This window comes from Terrabacter sp. 01T434 (assembly GCF_056398545.1).
The window spans coordinates 576,752-590,375 of the sequence record NZ_JBFTPP010000001.1; the positions used below are offsets into that span (position 1 = coordinate 576,752).

At 72.0% G+C, this 13,624-nt stretch carries 13 protein-coding genes; 8 read left to right on the top strand and 5 right to left on the bottom strand.

The window, feature by feature from the left end:
• The first annotated feature begins 21 nt into the window (after positions 1–21).
• From AC1DIW_RS02765 to secA, 5 genes are all read left to right on the top strand, one after another.
• Positions 22–882: a ComF family protein gene (locus tag AC1DIW_RS02765; protein ID WP_478106374.1), complete on the top strand. Its 861-nt coding sequence runs from the start codon at positions 22–24 to the stop codon at positions 880–882.
• Between the two features lie 270 nt (positions 883–1,152).
• Complete coding sequence (gene hpf / locus AC1DIW_RS02770; RefSeq protein WP_442280107.1) at positions 1,153–1,803, top strand: ribosome hibernation-promoting factor, HPF/YfiA family; 651 nt, start codon at positions 1,153–1,155, stop codon at positions 1,801–1,803.
• Between the two features lie 133 nt (positions 1,804–1,936).
• Positions 1,937–2,626 carry a response regulator gene (locus AC1DIW_RS02775; protein ID WP_442280108.1) on the top strand — a complete coding sequence of 230 codons (690 nt, stop codon included), beginning with the start codon at positions 1,937–1,939 and terminating at the stop codon, positions 2,624–2,626.
• Positions 2,623–3,861 (top strand): winged helix-turn-helix domain-containing protein, encoded by a 1,239-nt coding sequence (locus AC1DIW_RS02780; protein ID WP_478106375.1) that lies wholly within the window; start codon positions 2,623–2,625, stop codon positions 3,859–3,861. Before AC1DIW_RS02775 ends, AC1DIW_RS02780 begins: the two co-directional genes overlap by 4 nt.
• A gap of 200 nt (positions 3,862–4,061) precedes the next feature.
• Entirely contained in the window at positions 4,062–6,893 is a 2,832-nt protein-coding gene (gene secA, locus AC1DIW_RS02785; protein WP_478106376.1) for a preprotein translocase subunit SecA, read from the top strand.
• A 142-nt stretch (positions 6,894–7,035) separates the two neighbouring features.
• Here the strand turns inward: secA and AC1DIW_RS02790 are convergent, their stop codons facing one another.
• Complete coding sequence (locus AC1DIW_RS02790; protein ID WP_442280111.1) at positions 7,036–7,578, bottom strand: Rv3235 family protein; 543 nt, start codon at positions 7,576–7,578, stop codon at positions 7,036–7,038.
• Entirely contained in the window at positions 7,575–8,585 is a 1,011-nt protein-coding gene (locus AC1DIW_RS02795) for a LysM peptidoglycan-binding domain-containing protein (protein WP_478106377.1), read from the bottom strand. Before AC1DIW_RS02795 ends, AC1DIW_RS02790 begins: the two co-directional genes overlap by 4 nt.
• Before the next feature lie 99 nt (positions 8,586–8,684).
• Here AC1DIW_RS02795 and AC1DIW_RS02800 point away from each other — a divergent pair, with 99 nt between their 5' ends.
• Positions 8,685–9,230 (top strand): hypothetical protein, encoded by a 546-nt coding sequence (locus AC1DIW_RS02800; protein WP_478106378.1) that lies wholly within the window; start codon positions 8,685–8,687, stop codon positions 9,228–9,230.
• A gap of 36 nt (positions 9,231–9,266) precedes the next feature.
• Here the strand turns inward: AC1DIW_RS02800 and AC1DIW_RS02805 are convergent, their stop codons facing one another.
• Positions 9,267–9,494: a helix-turn-helix domain-containing protein gene (locus AC1DIW_RS02805; RefSeq protein WP_442280114.1), complete on the bottom strand. Its 228-nt coding sequence runs from the start codon at positions 9,492–9,494 to the stop codon at positions 9,267–9,269.
• A 191-nt stretch (positions 9,495–9,685) separates the two neighbouring features.
• Here AC1DIW_RS02805 and AC1DIW_RS02810 point away from each other — a divergent pair, with 191 nt between their 5' ends.
• Complete coding sequence (locus tag AC1DIW_RS02810; RefSeq protein ID WP_478106379.1) at positions 9,686–10,351, top strand: CpaB family protein; 666 nt, start codon at positions 9,686–9,688, stop codon at positions 10,349–10,351.
• On the top strand, positions 10,348–11,841 hold the full coding sequence (locus AC1DIW_RS02815) for a CpaE/TadZ family protein (RefSeq protein ID WP_478106380.1): 1,494 nt from the start codon (positions 10,348–10,350) through the stop codon (positions 11,839–11,841). The genes AC1DIW_RS02810 and AC1DIW_RS02815 overlap by 4 nt, the downstream gene beginning before the upstream one ends.
• Positions 11,842–11,874: 33 nt before the next feature.
• Here the strand turns inward: AC1DIW_RS02815 and AC1DIW_RS02820 are convergent, their stop codons facing one another.
• On the bottom strand, positions 11,875–13,209 hold the full coding sequence (locus AC1DIW_RS02820) for a hypothetical protein (protein ID WP_478106381.1): 1,335 nt from the start codon (positions 13,207–13,209) through the stop codon (positions 11,875–11,877).
• A gap of 2 nt (positions 13,210–13,211) precedes the next feature.
• Complete coding sequence (locus AC1DIW_RS02825; RefSeq protein WP_478106382.1) at positions 13,212–13,598, bottom strand: hypothetical protein; 387 nt, start codon at positions 13,596–13,598, stop codon at positions 13,212–13,214.
• Between the last annotated feature and the right edge of the window lie 26 nt (positions 13,599–13,624).

Sequence of the window (13,624 nt, forward strand, 5' to 3'; positions counted from 1 at the left end):
CCGATGCTGTCTGGTGGTCTCGTGGCTGGGCGTGGCGCGACCGGACCCACCGATCCGCGGAGGCGTCGTGACGTCGGGAGCGGCGTCGGGCGGGCCCTGTCGCGGCTGAGGGGCAGCGCCCTCGTCGACCTCGTCCTGCCCCGTGAGTGCGGCGGGTGCCTCCGCCCCGGCGCGGACTGGTGCGCGCGGTGCCAACGGGCGCTGCCGGGATTGGCCTTCGAGGCACCGGCCCGGGGCCTGCTGCAGCCGGGTGCGGCCCGGGCGACCGTGCAGGGGGCTGCGGTGGTCGAGCACGGCGGCGGCCCCTGGGTCGTGCCGCACCCGGCACCGGCCGGCATGCCGCCGGTGCACGCCTGGGGGATCTACGCCGACCCGCTCCGGGCTGCCGTGTCGGCATGGAAGGACGTGGGCCGGCGCGACCTCGAAGCCGTCCTGGCACCCCTGCTCGCCGCGTCCGTGGACGGCGCCCTCAGGGGCGCGGGCTGGGCCGACGGAGTGGTCGTCGTCGTCCCTGCACCGTCGTCGCGACGCGCCGTGCGCGAGCGCGGCGACACGCCGATGGCCGCACTCTGCCGCGCAGCCGTCGCGGAGCTCACGGATCGAGGCGGACCGGTCCTCAGAGTGGCGCCGGCACTCCGCCACGTGCGCCGGGTGGAGGACCAGTCCGGCTTGGGAACGGCTGAGCGGCGCGGCAACCTCTCCGGCGCCCTCTCGGTGATCCCGTTGTGGCACAGCGTGATCGGCGGACGCCGAATCCTGCTGGTCGATGACGTCGTGACGACGGGTGCGACGTTCGCCGAAGGCGCCAGAGCCCTGCGAGCCGCCGGTTCGGGCCCTGTCGTGGGTGCCTCGATGGCGGCCACCCAGCGCACTCGTGGCTGAAGACGCGACCTGTGGACCGGCCCTGCGGGTGCGGCGCGGATTGTTCCGGTCTGAGGGCGTTGCACGCCTTCCAGTGGACGCGCGGCGCAAGTAGGGTCGGGTCATGGACCCCGTCCCACGGGGTGCGGCCGTCCGGCCGTCGACCCGGGACGAGATCAACAGGAAGAGGTGGTGCCTGGATGACCGGTGGGCCCGGTCCAAGGTGACCAGAGGCCCAAAACCACTCTCACTGCACCGCACGAAGAAGACGTGCGCGATCAAGGAGGAACCGTGGAGATCGTCGTCACTGGACGTCACGTCCAGATCCCCGACCGATTCCGTGAGCAGCTCGACGAGCGACTGGCCAAGGTGCCCGCGCTCGCCCCCAAGGTGCATCGCATCGACGTCGTCGTCACCCACGAGCGGGTTGCCCGCGGGTCCGAGAAGGTCGAGATCACGTGCCATGCGAAGGGGCCTGTGATCCGGGCGGAGGCTTGTCTCGATGACAAGTTCGCCGCGCTCGACATGGCTGTCGACAAGCTCATGGACCGCCTCAGGCGGGTGCACGACAAGCGCAAGGTCAGTCGCGGACGACGGATCCCGGAGTCGGTCGCGCACGCGACCGCCCGCATCGACTCCCTGGCGGACGGGACGGCGCTGGCCGGCTCCGACGCCGACACCCGCGACGACCGGGTCGATGACCTCGAGCGTTTCGGTGCACTCGGCAACTCGCCCATCGAGGTCCGCGAGAAGATCCACACGGCAGCGCCCATGACCCTCGAGGACGCCGTGAACGAGATGGAGCTCGTCGGGCACGACTTCTTCCTCTTCCACGACGCGGACACGGACCGCCCGAGCGTGGTGTACCGGCGACGCGGCTGGAGCTACGGGGTCCTGCATCTTGAGACCGACGTGGACGCCGACGTAGCGGCCACGGGCTGAACCGCGACTCCCTGCACGCCGACACGTCGGGGCGTCCCCTTTTGAGGGGGCGCCCCGACCGGTCTTCACGTCCGAGTCGCGGCCACGCGGATCCGACGGGCGGTGTGACGGTGGTGTGCGCCAAGATGGGGGCGTGAACCCGCCGACAACCGACGTCATCCGTGTCCTCATCGTCGACGACCACGCGCTCTACCGCAGGGGCCTGCAGACCGTCCTCGCGGTCGAGGAGGGCATCGAGATCGTCGGCGAGGCAGCGGACGGGGTGGAGGCGGTCGACCGGGCCGAGGAGATCGTTCCCGACGTCATCGTCATGGACGTCGGCATGCCCAAGCGCGGGGGCATCGAGGCCTGCCGGGTCATCAAGCAGCGCGTGCCCTCGGCCCGCATCCTGATGCTGACGAGCTCCGAGGACGAGGCGAACCTCTTCGAGGCGGTGCGCGCGGGGGCCAACGGCTACCTCCTCAAGGACGTGCCTCCCGAGGAGGTCGCGGCCGGGATCCGCAGCGTCTTCCACGGCCAGTCCCTGCTCTCGCCGTCGATGGCCTCCAAGCTGCTCGAGGAGTTCAAGCAGATCAGCCAGCGCGATACCGCCCCGGCCCCGGTGTCCGGACTGGAGCTGCCGCGCCTGACCGACCGTGAGCTCGAGATCCTCAAGCTCGTCGCCCGCGGCCGGCTCAACCGGGAGATCGCGGGGGAGCTGTTCATCTCCGAGAACACCGTGCGCAACCACATCCGCAACATCCTCGACAAGCTCCAGATGCACTCGCGCATGGAGGCAGCGATGTATGCCGTCCGCCAGCGGCTCATCGACCCCGGCGAATGAGCGCCGCCACCCGCAGCCTCACGCGAGGGCAGGCCCGACGCGTCGCCATCGCCGCCCAGGGCTTCCTCGACCCGCGTCCCGCACCCTTCGCCGCGACGATGCGCCACGTCCAGCGCGTCGTCGACCGGGTCGGTGTCGTGCAGATCGACAGCGTCAACGTGCTCGCCCGCAGCCAGTACCTCCCGTTCTTCTCCCGGCTCGGGCCCTACGACACGGCGCTGCTCGACCGGGCCCGTGACCGGGCGCCCCGTCGCCTCGTCGAGTACTGGGCGCACGAGGCGAGTCTCGTGCCGCCCTCGACCTGGCCGCTGCTCGACTTCCGGATGCGCGCCGCCGCCGAGAAGGCTTGGGGCGGGATGCGGCGCATCCTCGAGGAGCGCCCCGACTACGTCGATCTGGTCCGAGCCGAGGTCGAGGCCCGCGGCCCGATGACGGCACGTGAGGTGGAGGTCGCCCTCGCCCACGACCAGCCCCGCCGCACCGACCACTGGGGCTGGAACTGGTCCGAGGTCAAGCAGGCACTCGAGTACCTCTTCTGGGCCGGGCAGATCAGCTCGGTCGGGCGCACCACTGCGTTCGAGCGTCGGTATGCCGCCCTCGCGACCACCGCGCCGCCGCCGCTGCGTGAGGCCTGGACCGAGCGTCCCGGCGCGGAGGCCGACCCGGAGCGTTTCGTCGAGCTCGTCCGCATCGCGGCCCGGGCGCACGGCGTCGGCACCGAGCTCTGCCTGGCCGACTACTTCCGGATCAGGCGCGAGGACGCCCGCCCGGCCATCGCGCGCCTCGTCGCAGACGGTGAGCTCATCCCGGTCACCGTGCCCGGGTGGAAGCCGGCCTGGCTGCACGCGGAGGCCCGGCTGCCCCGACGCGTCCACGCCGAGGCGCTGCTCAGCCCCTTCGACTCGCTGGTCTGGCAGCGCGAGCGCATCCGCGCGCTCTGGGACTTCCACTACCGCATCGAGATCTACACCCCCGCCGAGAAGCGCGTGCACGGCTACTACGTGCTGCCCTTCCTCCACGGCGACGCCCTCGTGGCGCGCTGCGACCTCAAGGCCGACCGGGCCGCGGGCGTGCTCCGATGCCATCGGGTCACGTGGGAGCCCCAGGCGCCCGCCGAGGCGCGCCCGGCACTGCTCGCCAACCTCGAGTCCATGGCGAGCTGGCTCGGACTCGGCCGCGTCGACCTCGCCGGCGATGCCGCCCTCGACCTCGCCGGGACGATGGTCAGCCGCTGAGCGTGCCCCGAGCACCCGGCATACGCCCTCGGGTGGCGCCAGACCCCTGTCCGAACGGCATCGGAACCGGACCACGCGCCGGTGCGTTGGTCGTTGTGTCCGCAAGGCGGCTAGCCTAGGCGGGTCCCGTGACCCATCACGGGCGATGGAGCCCGCCCACCGGGCGCGTCCACACGTTCAGTCGGGAGTGAGATCACCAGATGGCCGTCATCGAGAAGCTGCTTCGCGCCGGCGAGGGCCGGACCCTGAAGAAGCTCCAGGGCATCGCCAAGCAGGTCAACGCCCTCGAGGCCGACTTCGAGAAGCTGTCCGACGAGGAGCTGCGCGACGAGACCAAGGGTTTCCGCGAGCGTCTCGACAACGGCGAGACGCTCGACATGCTCCTGCCGGAAGCCTTCGCCGCCGTGCGTGAGGCGAGCAAGCGCACGCTGGGCAAGCGCCACTTCGACGTGCAGCTCATGGGCGGCGCCGCGTTGCACCAGGGCAACGTCGCCGAGATGAAGACCGGTGAGGGCAAGACCCTCGTCGCGACGCTCCCGAGCTACCTCAACGCCCTGTCGGGCAAGGGCGTCCACGTCATCACGGTCAACGACTTCCTCGCCGAGTACCAGTCCGAGCTCATGGGCCGCGTCCACCGAGCCCTCGGCATGGAGACCGGCTGCATCCTCAGCCAGATGACGCCCGAGCAGCGGCGCGCCGAGTACGCCAAGGACATCACGTACGGCACGAACAACGAGTTCGGCTTCGACTACCTCCGCGACAACATGGCGTGGGACCCCGCCGAGCTCGTCCAGCGCGGCCACAACTTCTGCATCGTCGACGAGGTCGACTCGATCCTCATCGACGAGGCGCGCACGCCGCTCATCATCTCCGGCCCGGCCGACCTCGCGACGAAGTGGTACGTCGAGTTCGCCCGCATCGCGGCCCGCCTCAATCGCGGCGAGGACGGACGCGGCGACTACGAGGTCGACGAGAAGAAGCGCACCGTCGGCGTCCTCGAGTCCGGCATCGCACGCGTCGAGGACCTCCTCGGCATCGACAACCTCTACGACACGGTCAACACGCCGCTCATCGGCTACCTCAACAACTCCATCAAGGCCAAGGAGCTGTTCAAGAAGGACAAGGACTACGTCGTCATGAACGGCGAGATCCTCATCGTCGACGAGCACACCGGTCGCATGCTGCCCGGCCGTCGCTACAACGAGGGCATGCACCAGGCGATCGAGGCGAAGGAGGGCGTCGAGATCAAGAACGAGAACCAGACGCTCGCCACGATCACCCTGCAGAACTACTTCCGCATGTACGACAAGCTCTCCGGAATGACGGGCACCGCCCAGACCGAGGCGGCGGAGCTCAACTCCATCTACAAGCTCGGCGTCATCCCGATCCCGACGAACCGTCCGATGATCCGCAAGGACCAGGCCGACCTCGTCTACCGAACCGAGGTCGCCAAGTACGACGCCGTCGTCGACGACATCGCGGAGAAGCACGCCGTCGGCCAGCCCGTCCTCGTCGGCACCGTGTCGGTCGAGAAGAGCGAGTACCTCTCCCAGCAGCTGAAGAAGCGCGGGATCAAGCACGAGGTGCTCAACGCCAAGCAGCACGAGCGCGAGGCCGCCATCGTCGCCGACGCCGGTCGCAAGGGCGCCGTGACCGTCGCGACCAACATGGCCGGTCGCGGCACCGACATCATGCTCGGCGGCAACTCCGAGTTCCGGGCCGTCGCGGAGCTAAAGCGTCGCGGGCTCGACCCGCACGAGACGCCGGAGGAGTACGAAGCCGCGTGGGACGAGGCGCTCGCCAAGGCCGAGCGCGACGTGGCGGCCGAGCACGAGGAGGTCACCGAGCTGGGCGGGCTCTACGTCCTGGGCACCGAGCGGCACGAGTCGCGCCGTATCGACAACCAGCTGCGAGGCCGCTCCGGTCGTCAGGGTGACCCGGGGGAGTCCCGCTTCTACCTCTCGCTCAACGACGACCTGATGCGCCTGTTCAACGCCGGTCTCGTCGACCGCTTCATGCAGACCGCCGGCATGGAGGACCACGTGCCGATCGAGAGCAAGATGGTGACGAACTCGATCCAGAAGGCCCAGGGCTCGGTCGAGGCGCAGAACTACGAGATCCGCAAGAACGTCCTCAAGTACGACGACGTCATGAACCGCCAGCGCCAGGTCATCTACGACGAGCGCCGTGCCGTGCTCATGGGCGAGGACCTGCACGAGCAGCTGCGCATGTTCGTCAACGACGTCGTCGGCTCCTACGTCGACGCCGCGACCGCCGACGGCTTCGCCGCCGACTGGGACCTCGAGAAGCTCTGGGACGCGATGCGCCAGGTCTACCCCGTCTCGCTCACCGTCGAGGAGGTCGAGGACATGGCTGGCGGGCGGCAGGCCATCACGGCCGAGCTCCTGCGCGAGCAGCTGATGTCCGACGCCCACCGTGCATACGACCAGCGCGAGGAGGCCCTCGGCTCGGGCACGATGCGCGAGGTCGAGCGTCGTGTCGTCCTGTCGGTCCTCGACCGCAAGTGGCGCGAGCACCTCTACGAGATGGACTACCTCCAGGAGGGCATCGGCCTGCGCGCCATGGCCCAGCGTGACCCCCTCATCGAGTACCAGCGTGAGGGCTTCCAGCTCTTCGAGGCGATGATGGAGGCGATCAAGGAGGAGTCGGTCAGCCACCTCTTCTCGGTCGAGGTGCAGGTCCCGGAGCCGGCGGCGGCTCCCGTCGGCGCCGCGCCGATGTCGGTCGGTGACCTCGTGGGTGGCCTCGCCGACCACGCCCACGTGGCCGACGACACGACGGGCGCAGCGGCGGGCGGCGAGGAGGACGAGGCCGTGGCGGCCGGGCGTCGACCGTTCGGGTCTGGCGTCCGCGTGTCCGGCGTGGACCTCGACACTGACGGCCAGCGCTCCGGTGGGTTGCGGTACACCGCCCCCGGCGAGGACGGCCGGGCGGTGGAGTCCGGCGACCAGCAGACGGTGGAGCGCAAGGCCGACCGCCGCGGCAAGAAGGTCAAGCGCAAGCGCCGCTGATCCACGTTCTTCCCGCACAGCGCGGGGCAGACGGCCCGGGCACCTACAGGGTGCCCGGGCCGCCGTTCGTGTCCGACAGGGAGCGTATGCCGGGTGGGCCGCCGACACCACGGGATGGCGCGCCCCGGCCTCGGCGCCACGGTCAGCCGATCGTGAGGGCGGTGACGAGCCAGCGGCCGTCGAGGCCTTCGAGCCGGAGTGCCAGGGCCCGGACGCGGCCGTGCGAGACGACGACCGCGCAGGCCTCGACGATCCCGTCGGCGGGCTCGCACACCCGAACTCGGCGCACGATCGCAGGTCGTCGTGGTCCGGGGGTCCGGCGGCGACCCGCGACCATGGCCTGGCGGGCGATGACCGAGTAGATGGTCGGGGCGGTGTGCCGGATGAGCTGCGGCGCCGGTCGCTGCCCCGAGACCACCTCGATGATGGCCTGTGCGAGGCGAGCCACCAGCGGCGCCGGTTCGGGCAGCTGGCTCGAGCGGGTGGGCTGGCGACCGAAGTCCTCGTCGTCGCGGGCGCCGAGGAAGTCGAGGGCGAGGGCGTCCTGGGCGTAGGGCAGTTCGCCGTGCCACGCCTCGTCGGCGCTGATGACCCGTGGCGCGGTCTGGGGGATGCGCCGCACGGTGAAGCCGGCCGGCGCGGGGGTGGTCGACAGGGCGGCTGTTGCCGCGGTGGCTCGCGTCATCGCGGGGCTCCTTGCTGGGCGGGCGCGCTCGTGAGGGTGCCGGCAGGCGTCCCGAGGCCAGGCGCGGAGGGGAGCGCCGCGGTCGCTGGGAAGGTCGCCGGCGGCGGTCGCAGCAGCTGTCCCGGCGTGAGCCGGTCGGGGTCGTCGCCCACGACGGCACGGTTCGCGGCATACCACCGTGGCCACTCCCAGGCGACCTCGGTGTCGGTGGCGCCCGGTCCCAGGTGTCGAGCCGCGATGGACCACAAGGAGTCGCCGCGGCGAACAGCTACGAGGTCGTGGGTCGCCGACGTCGGTCTGGGTGCCGGCGCCAGCAGTCGGGGGAGGTCGGTGTCGTGGACCGGTGGAGGAGCCGTCGGGACGTAGCCCGGGCCGGCAGGCGTCGAGGGGACTGCGGGCTCGACGAAGGGCGCGGGGGTGGCACCCTGCCCTCGGTCGACCGTCGGGGCGAAGCCGGGCGTCGGTTCGGTCGGTGCGAACCCCGGCGCCAGGTCGTTCGGCCTCGCGCTGCCGCCCGCCGGGACCCCGGGGTCCGTGGTTCGGGCGACCGGACCGGATCCGGCGACCGACACGGGAGTCGGCGGCAGGGCCAGTGAGCCGACCGAGGCCCCCAGCGTCAGGGCCAGGATCTTGCGCACCGCCAGCGGCGTGATGCGGTCCCCGACACTCGCAGCCGCGCGCCCGGCGGCTCCGGGCAGCAGCGCGGCCACCGCAAGCAGGGAGCCGAGCGCGAGCCAGGCTGCCAGCAGCACACCGACCCACCCGAGGAGCAGGAGCAGGACGTCGTCAGGACGGGCGGCCGCCGGGAGGGGCGCGCCCTGTCGGACGACGGTCATCAGCAGGGCCATGGCCGCGACGGCGACGCCGACGCCGACCAGGCCGCCCACGAGCTCCCGGAAGGTCGTCCCCGGACCGGCCCCCGCGCCCGGCCGGCGCCGGCGGTGTTCGTGCCGGGCTCGTGCTGGCCGCGACCCGGCGCGGATGGTTGATGCTGATCCCCTGTACATGCCTTCATTGAATGTCGTTTGCTTGCGTTTGGTCAAGTATGGTTTTGGTGAAGGGACATCGGGTGGCGCCCGATGCTTCGGCGAGGGAGGGTGGAGCGCATGCGGTGGGACCGACTCTTCGACGATCTCGAGGCGCAGCTGGCTCTCGACGACGTCCGTGAGCTCGAGGCAGAGGTCGCCGACCGCACCCGGCGGGAGCGAGCGCTGCTCGACGTGCACACCCGCCTGCTCGCCAACGTCGGGTCAGCACACGTCGGTCTGCGCCTGCCGGCACGCGTGGTCGCCGGCTGCCTCGTGGACGTGGGCCCCGACTGGGCGCTCGTCGAGACCGCACCGGGCCGCCCCGTCCTGGTGGCGCTCGCCGCGGTCCGGGCCGTGTCCGGGGTCGGTCCGGGAGCGCGCACTCCGTCGGTCGTGGCCCGACGGTTCGGCCTGGGGGCGGCCCTGCGCGCCGTCAGCAGGGACCGGGCGGTGGTGGAGGTGGCCGACGTCGACGGTCAGGGGGTGACCGGAACCATCGACGTCGTCGGCGCCGACCACCTCGAGCTCGCCGAGCACGCCTCCGACGAGGTCCGGCGCACGGCGAACGTCACCGGCCGGCTCCTGGTGCCGTTCTGGTCACTCGGGTCGGTCCGCCGTCTCTAGGTGCACGACCGTTCAGCCCGGGCACCCGGCCCGACCTCACTCCTCGCCGGTGCCGCCGAAGGGGTGGGCCTGTACGAAGGACTTCGTCTCGGCATACATCCGCTGGATGTAGCTCTCGAGCTCGGTGGCCTCGACGCGCCACTGGCCCCGTCCGCCGATCTTGATGGCCGGCAGCTCCCCGGAACGCACCAGCGCGTAGGCCTGCGCCGAGGAGATGTTGAGGATCTCCGACACCTCGGCGAGCTGCAGGAACCGCTGGGCCACCTTGACTCCTTCTCTGTCACCGCCTCGTCGACGGACGTCATCATCCTAGAGACCCGCCGCAACTGGCTCGCCCGTTGTCCCCACCTGTGCACGCTCGACGAGCGTTTCGCCCCCACGTGCTGCAAGATGTTGCCGCGTCGCCCGGTGTCTGCATCGAGGCGCACATCCGCCTACGGACCACAGGGGGTCCCATGACCGAGCTGGCCAGTCCCAGCGCCAAACGCTTGCAGCGACCGTCCTGGCGGGACAGCCGCCTCGTCGTGGGGCTGCTCCTCGTCGTCGTCGCCGCGACCCTCGGAGCCAAGGCCGTCGCCAGCGCCGACGACCGGGTGCCGGTGTGGGTGGCCGCGAGCAACCTCGTTGCGGGTGACAAGGTCGAGGAGGCGTCCTTCGCCCGTGCCGACGTGCGCCTCGCCGACGGCATGAACGGCTACCTCGCCGCCGACGCGCCGCCCCCGACGGGCTCGTTCATGCTCCGCGACGTGCGTGCTGGCGAGCTGGTGCCCGCCTCGGCCGTCGGTGGCGCCGACAGCGTCGACGTGCAGCGGGTGACCGTGCGGGCCGACGCCATGTCGACGACGGGACTGGCCCGTGGCAGCCGCGTCGACGTCTTCGTCACGCCGAAGACGTCGACCCAGAGCGACGCTGCCACGACGACGCGCACGAAGAAGGTCCTCGAGTCCGCTGCTGTGGCGGCGGTGCTGACGAGCACCGGTGGCTTCGGCTCGGGCTCGATGACCTCGGTGCAGATCTACGTCCCCTCCGACAAGGTGCAGCCGCTCGTCGAGGCGGTGGACGCCGACGCGAAGCTCACCCTGGTGCCGGCGGTGGGGGCGGCTGTCGGCGGCGGAGCATGACCGAGGTCCTGACCGCCCTCAGCCACCAGTGGGAGTCGGCGGTGGCCACGACCCTCGAGGGTGTGCGCGGGGTGACGGTGAGCCGGCGCTGCGCCGACGTCTCCGAGCTGTTGTCGGTGGCCGAGGCGGGTCTGGGCGACACCGCCGTCGTCTCCTCCGACCTGCGCGGGCTCGACCTGGCTGTCGTGAACCGCTTGCGGGCCAACCGGATCCGCGTCATCGGCGTCCACCCCGCCGACGACGAGGGCGCCGAGCGGAGGTTGCGCCAGCTCACCGTGACGACCACCCTGCCGGTCGACGCGGATGCCGGCCGGTGGACGACGTCTCTCGAGGAGGGTCCCAGCGCCGTCGACGAGCTCGGGGCTGCGCTCCAGGCGTCCGGACCGTCGGAGCCGTCCGAGCCGGGCGCCAAGGGGGCAATCGGGTCACGGGGGGACCTGCGGGCCCTTGGGGACGGCCGCGAGGCTGCCGATCCCGGCCCGGGATGGCTCCCCGCCGGTGCGGGTGACCGACCCTCGCCCGGCGATGGCGACGGGGCTGCCGATGCTGCCCGGCCCGTAGAGGGTGTCGGCGGCGAGAGCCCTGCGGCGGGCTCACGTCGCGGCCCGGCCCGGGCGCCCGTCGTCGCCGTGTGGGGACCCACCGGCGCCCCCGGGCGCACGACGATCGCGACGACGCTGGCCGCGGAGGTCGCGCGCCGTGGCATCGAGGTGCTGCTCATCGATGCGGACACCTACGGCGGCTGTGTGGCGCAGACCCTGGGGCTGCTCGACGAGGCGCCCGGGATCGCCGCCGCCTGCCGCGCGGCCGACCAGGGTCTGCTCGACCTGCCCGCCCTCTCGCGCATCGCGCCCACGGTCGTCCCCGGCCTGCGGGTGCTGACCGGCCTGCCCAAGGCCGAGCGCTGGCCCGAGGTCCGCGCGGCCGCCCTCGAGCGGGTGCTCGAGCTGAGCCGGTCGCTGGTGCAGGTCGTCGTGATCGACTGCGGCTTCTGCCTCGAGGACGACGAGGAGCTGAGCTATGACACCGTCGCTCCGCGCCGCAACGAGGCGACGCTGACCTCCCTCGCGGCGTCCGACCACGTCGTGGCCGTCAGTGGAGCCGACCCGGTGGCGCTCCAACGATTCGTCCGGGGCCTGCAGGAGCTCGGCACCGTCCCGTCAGGAGAGCCGGCGCCGGTCGTCAACCGGGTCCGCAGCGTCGCCGTCGGGTCCAGGCCGGAGTCGCGCATCGCCGACTCGCTCCTGCGCTTCGCCGGACTGACCTCGGTGCGCTTCGTGCCCGACGATCCCGGAGCGCTCGACGGGGCCCTCCTCGCCGGGCGCTCGCTCGTCGAGCACGCACCTGACTCCCCGGTCATCGATGCCGTCGCCGGCCTCGCCACCGCGCTGCTCCCGTGGACCGTCCCTGCCGGGCAGGGCCGTGACCGCCGCGAACGGCGGGGCCGCAGACTCTCGCGTCGCGGGTCCTCGGCCGTCGCCGGGGCCTGAGAGCGACGTCGGAGCCTGAGCGCGACGTCGGGGTCAGGGGGAGAAGAGGATCGTCAGGCCGCCCAGGGTGTAGACGATCATGACGGCCATGACCGGCACCTGACCGACCACGGCGGCGCGGCGGTCGAGCACCGTGATCGCGCGCTCGTGGGCGGCGAGGACGCCCAGGAGGTGACCGAGGACGATGCTCACCGCCTGGATCGTCGCGACGAGTGTCGGCTGGATGAGCAGGTCGCTCGGGGCGAGGTCGGCGGTGCCGAGCAGGTCCGCGCCGGTTCCGAGCGGGTCGGTCAACAGGCGCCACGCGTACTGGCCCTGGTAGACCCACAGCGACCAGTAGTGCGCGACGAGGTAACCCCCGGCGATCGGGATCAGCGACGGCGCGATGTCGCTGACGAAGGAGAAGGAGTGGGAGAAGGGCTCGCCGGAGAGTCGGACGGACACCGCCGAGGCCATCCACAGCGTCCCGGCCACCAGCCCGAAGAAGGCGAGCAGCGTCGCCGTCTTGAGCAGCGACGAGGGGATGGGCGAGGTCTGCACGAAGGTCGCCCATGACAGGTTCGCCGAGAAGCCGTCGTATGCCGTGCCGCCGAGCATGACGGCAACCGTGGGCACGAGCCCACGCTGGCCTCGCAGGCCGTTGACGCCGTGCAGCGGAGTGCGAAGCACCCACCGGCCGTCGCGACGCCGCCCGAGGGGCGAGAGCAGGCCGAGCAGGCGGGACCACACCTCGAAGGGGTCGGCCTGGTCGAACCACGTGCGGCCGAAGACGGCGGCACCGAGCAGCGACACGGCGAAGAAGCCGGCCACGAGGAACTGGAGGAAGCCCAGGGACGTGTTCTCCTCGGCGACGAGCTCGACCCACGTGAAGGTGCCGAGCCCGACCGCGGCCGGCCACAGGCCCCAGCGGTAGCGCAGCGCCGCGATGTCCGGTGGGACGCGGGCGAGCCGGAGCAGGCCGGCGTGCAGCGCCCGAAGCGGGTTGATGACGCGCCACACGGGCCCGAGGAGCATCGAGGAGAAGGCGAGACCGACCCAGAGCCACACGTAGACGACGTGCGGCACCGGGTTGCGCGCCGAGTCGGGGCCGAGGACGAGCGCGGCGAGCGTCCACACGGTGAGGACGGCCGCGAGCGTGCGGGCCACGACGCGGAGCCAGTGTGAGTCGAGCACGGCGGCGATCGGGTCCGGCAGCAGCCAGCCGTCGGTGTCGCGCAGACGCGGCTCGCGCCACAGCGTGCCGATGGCGACGAACGAGATGACCAGGGCCGCGACGGCCGCGATGACGAGGGCCGTGAACGGCAGCGGCAGGTCGCTGCGGCTGCCGACGCCGTGGGCCGGGGCGACCGCAGGAGCGAGGAGGGCCACGGTCAGCGGACGGCGACCGTGAGCAGCGTCAGGGCCGGGTCGTGCGTCTCGATCTCGTAGGAGCCGGCCTCCTTGCCGGTCAGCCTCAACGTCGTCGGCACGCCGGCCTTGAGGGACTCCTCGACGTCGAAACCGTGGGCGTGCAGCTCGTCGCCGTGGTCGCTCGTCACGACGAGCTCGAGCGTCGAGCCGAGCGGGAGGTCGACCTGCGCCGGGGCAGGTGTCACGGTCGTCCCCGTGATCGTCACCGCGAGGCGCTTGACGCTGCCGGTCGAGGTGACGCCGGAGGCGCCACCGGGCCCTGCTTGCGGGGCGGCGGAGGAGCAGGCGCCCGCGCCGGCGAGGGCGAGGGCGCACGCGGCATACGGAACGGCACGAAACGCACGCATGGCCCCGATCCTAGGCAGGGCGGTCT

What these genes read in the sequence shown, in the direction of transcription:
- AC1DIW_RS02790 (WP_442280111.1), bottom strand. Translation starts at nt 7,578, where the DNA reads ATGACGCGAGCCACCGCGGCAACAGCCGCCCTGTCGACCACCCCCGCG.
- AC1DIW_RS02780 (WP_478106375.1), top strand. Translation starts at nt 2,623, where the DNA reads ATGAGCGCCGCCACCCGCAGCCTCACGCGAGGGCAGGCCCGACGCGTC.
- AC1DIW_RS02810 (WP_478106379.1), top strand. Translation starts at nt 9,686, where the DNA reads ATGACCGAGCTGGCCAGTCCCAGCGCCAAACGCTTGCAGCGACCGTCC.
- AC1DIW_RS02825 (WP_478106382.1), bottom strand. Translation starts at nt 13,598, where the DNA reads ATGCGTGCGTTTCGTGCCGTTCCGTATGCCGCGTGCGCCCTCGCCCTC.
- AC1DIW_RS02800 (WP_478106378.1), top strand. Translation starts at nt 8,685, where the DNA reads ATGCGGTGGGACCGACTCTTCGACGATCTCGAGGCGCAGCTGGCTCTC.
- secA (WP_478106376.1), top strand. Translation starts at nt 4,062, where the DNA reads ATGGCCGTCATCGAGAAGCTGCTTCGCGCCGGCGAGGGCCGGACCCTG.
- AC1DIW_RS02815 (WP_478106380.1), top strand. Translation starts at nt 10,348, where the DNA reads ATGACCGAGGTCCTGACCGCCCTCAGCCACCAGTGGGAGTCGGCGGTG.
- AC1DIW_RS02795 (WP_478106377.1), bottom strand. Translation starts at nt 8,585, where the DNA reads ATGTACAGGGGATCAGCATCAACCATCCGCGCCGGGTCGCGGCCAGCA.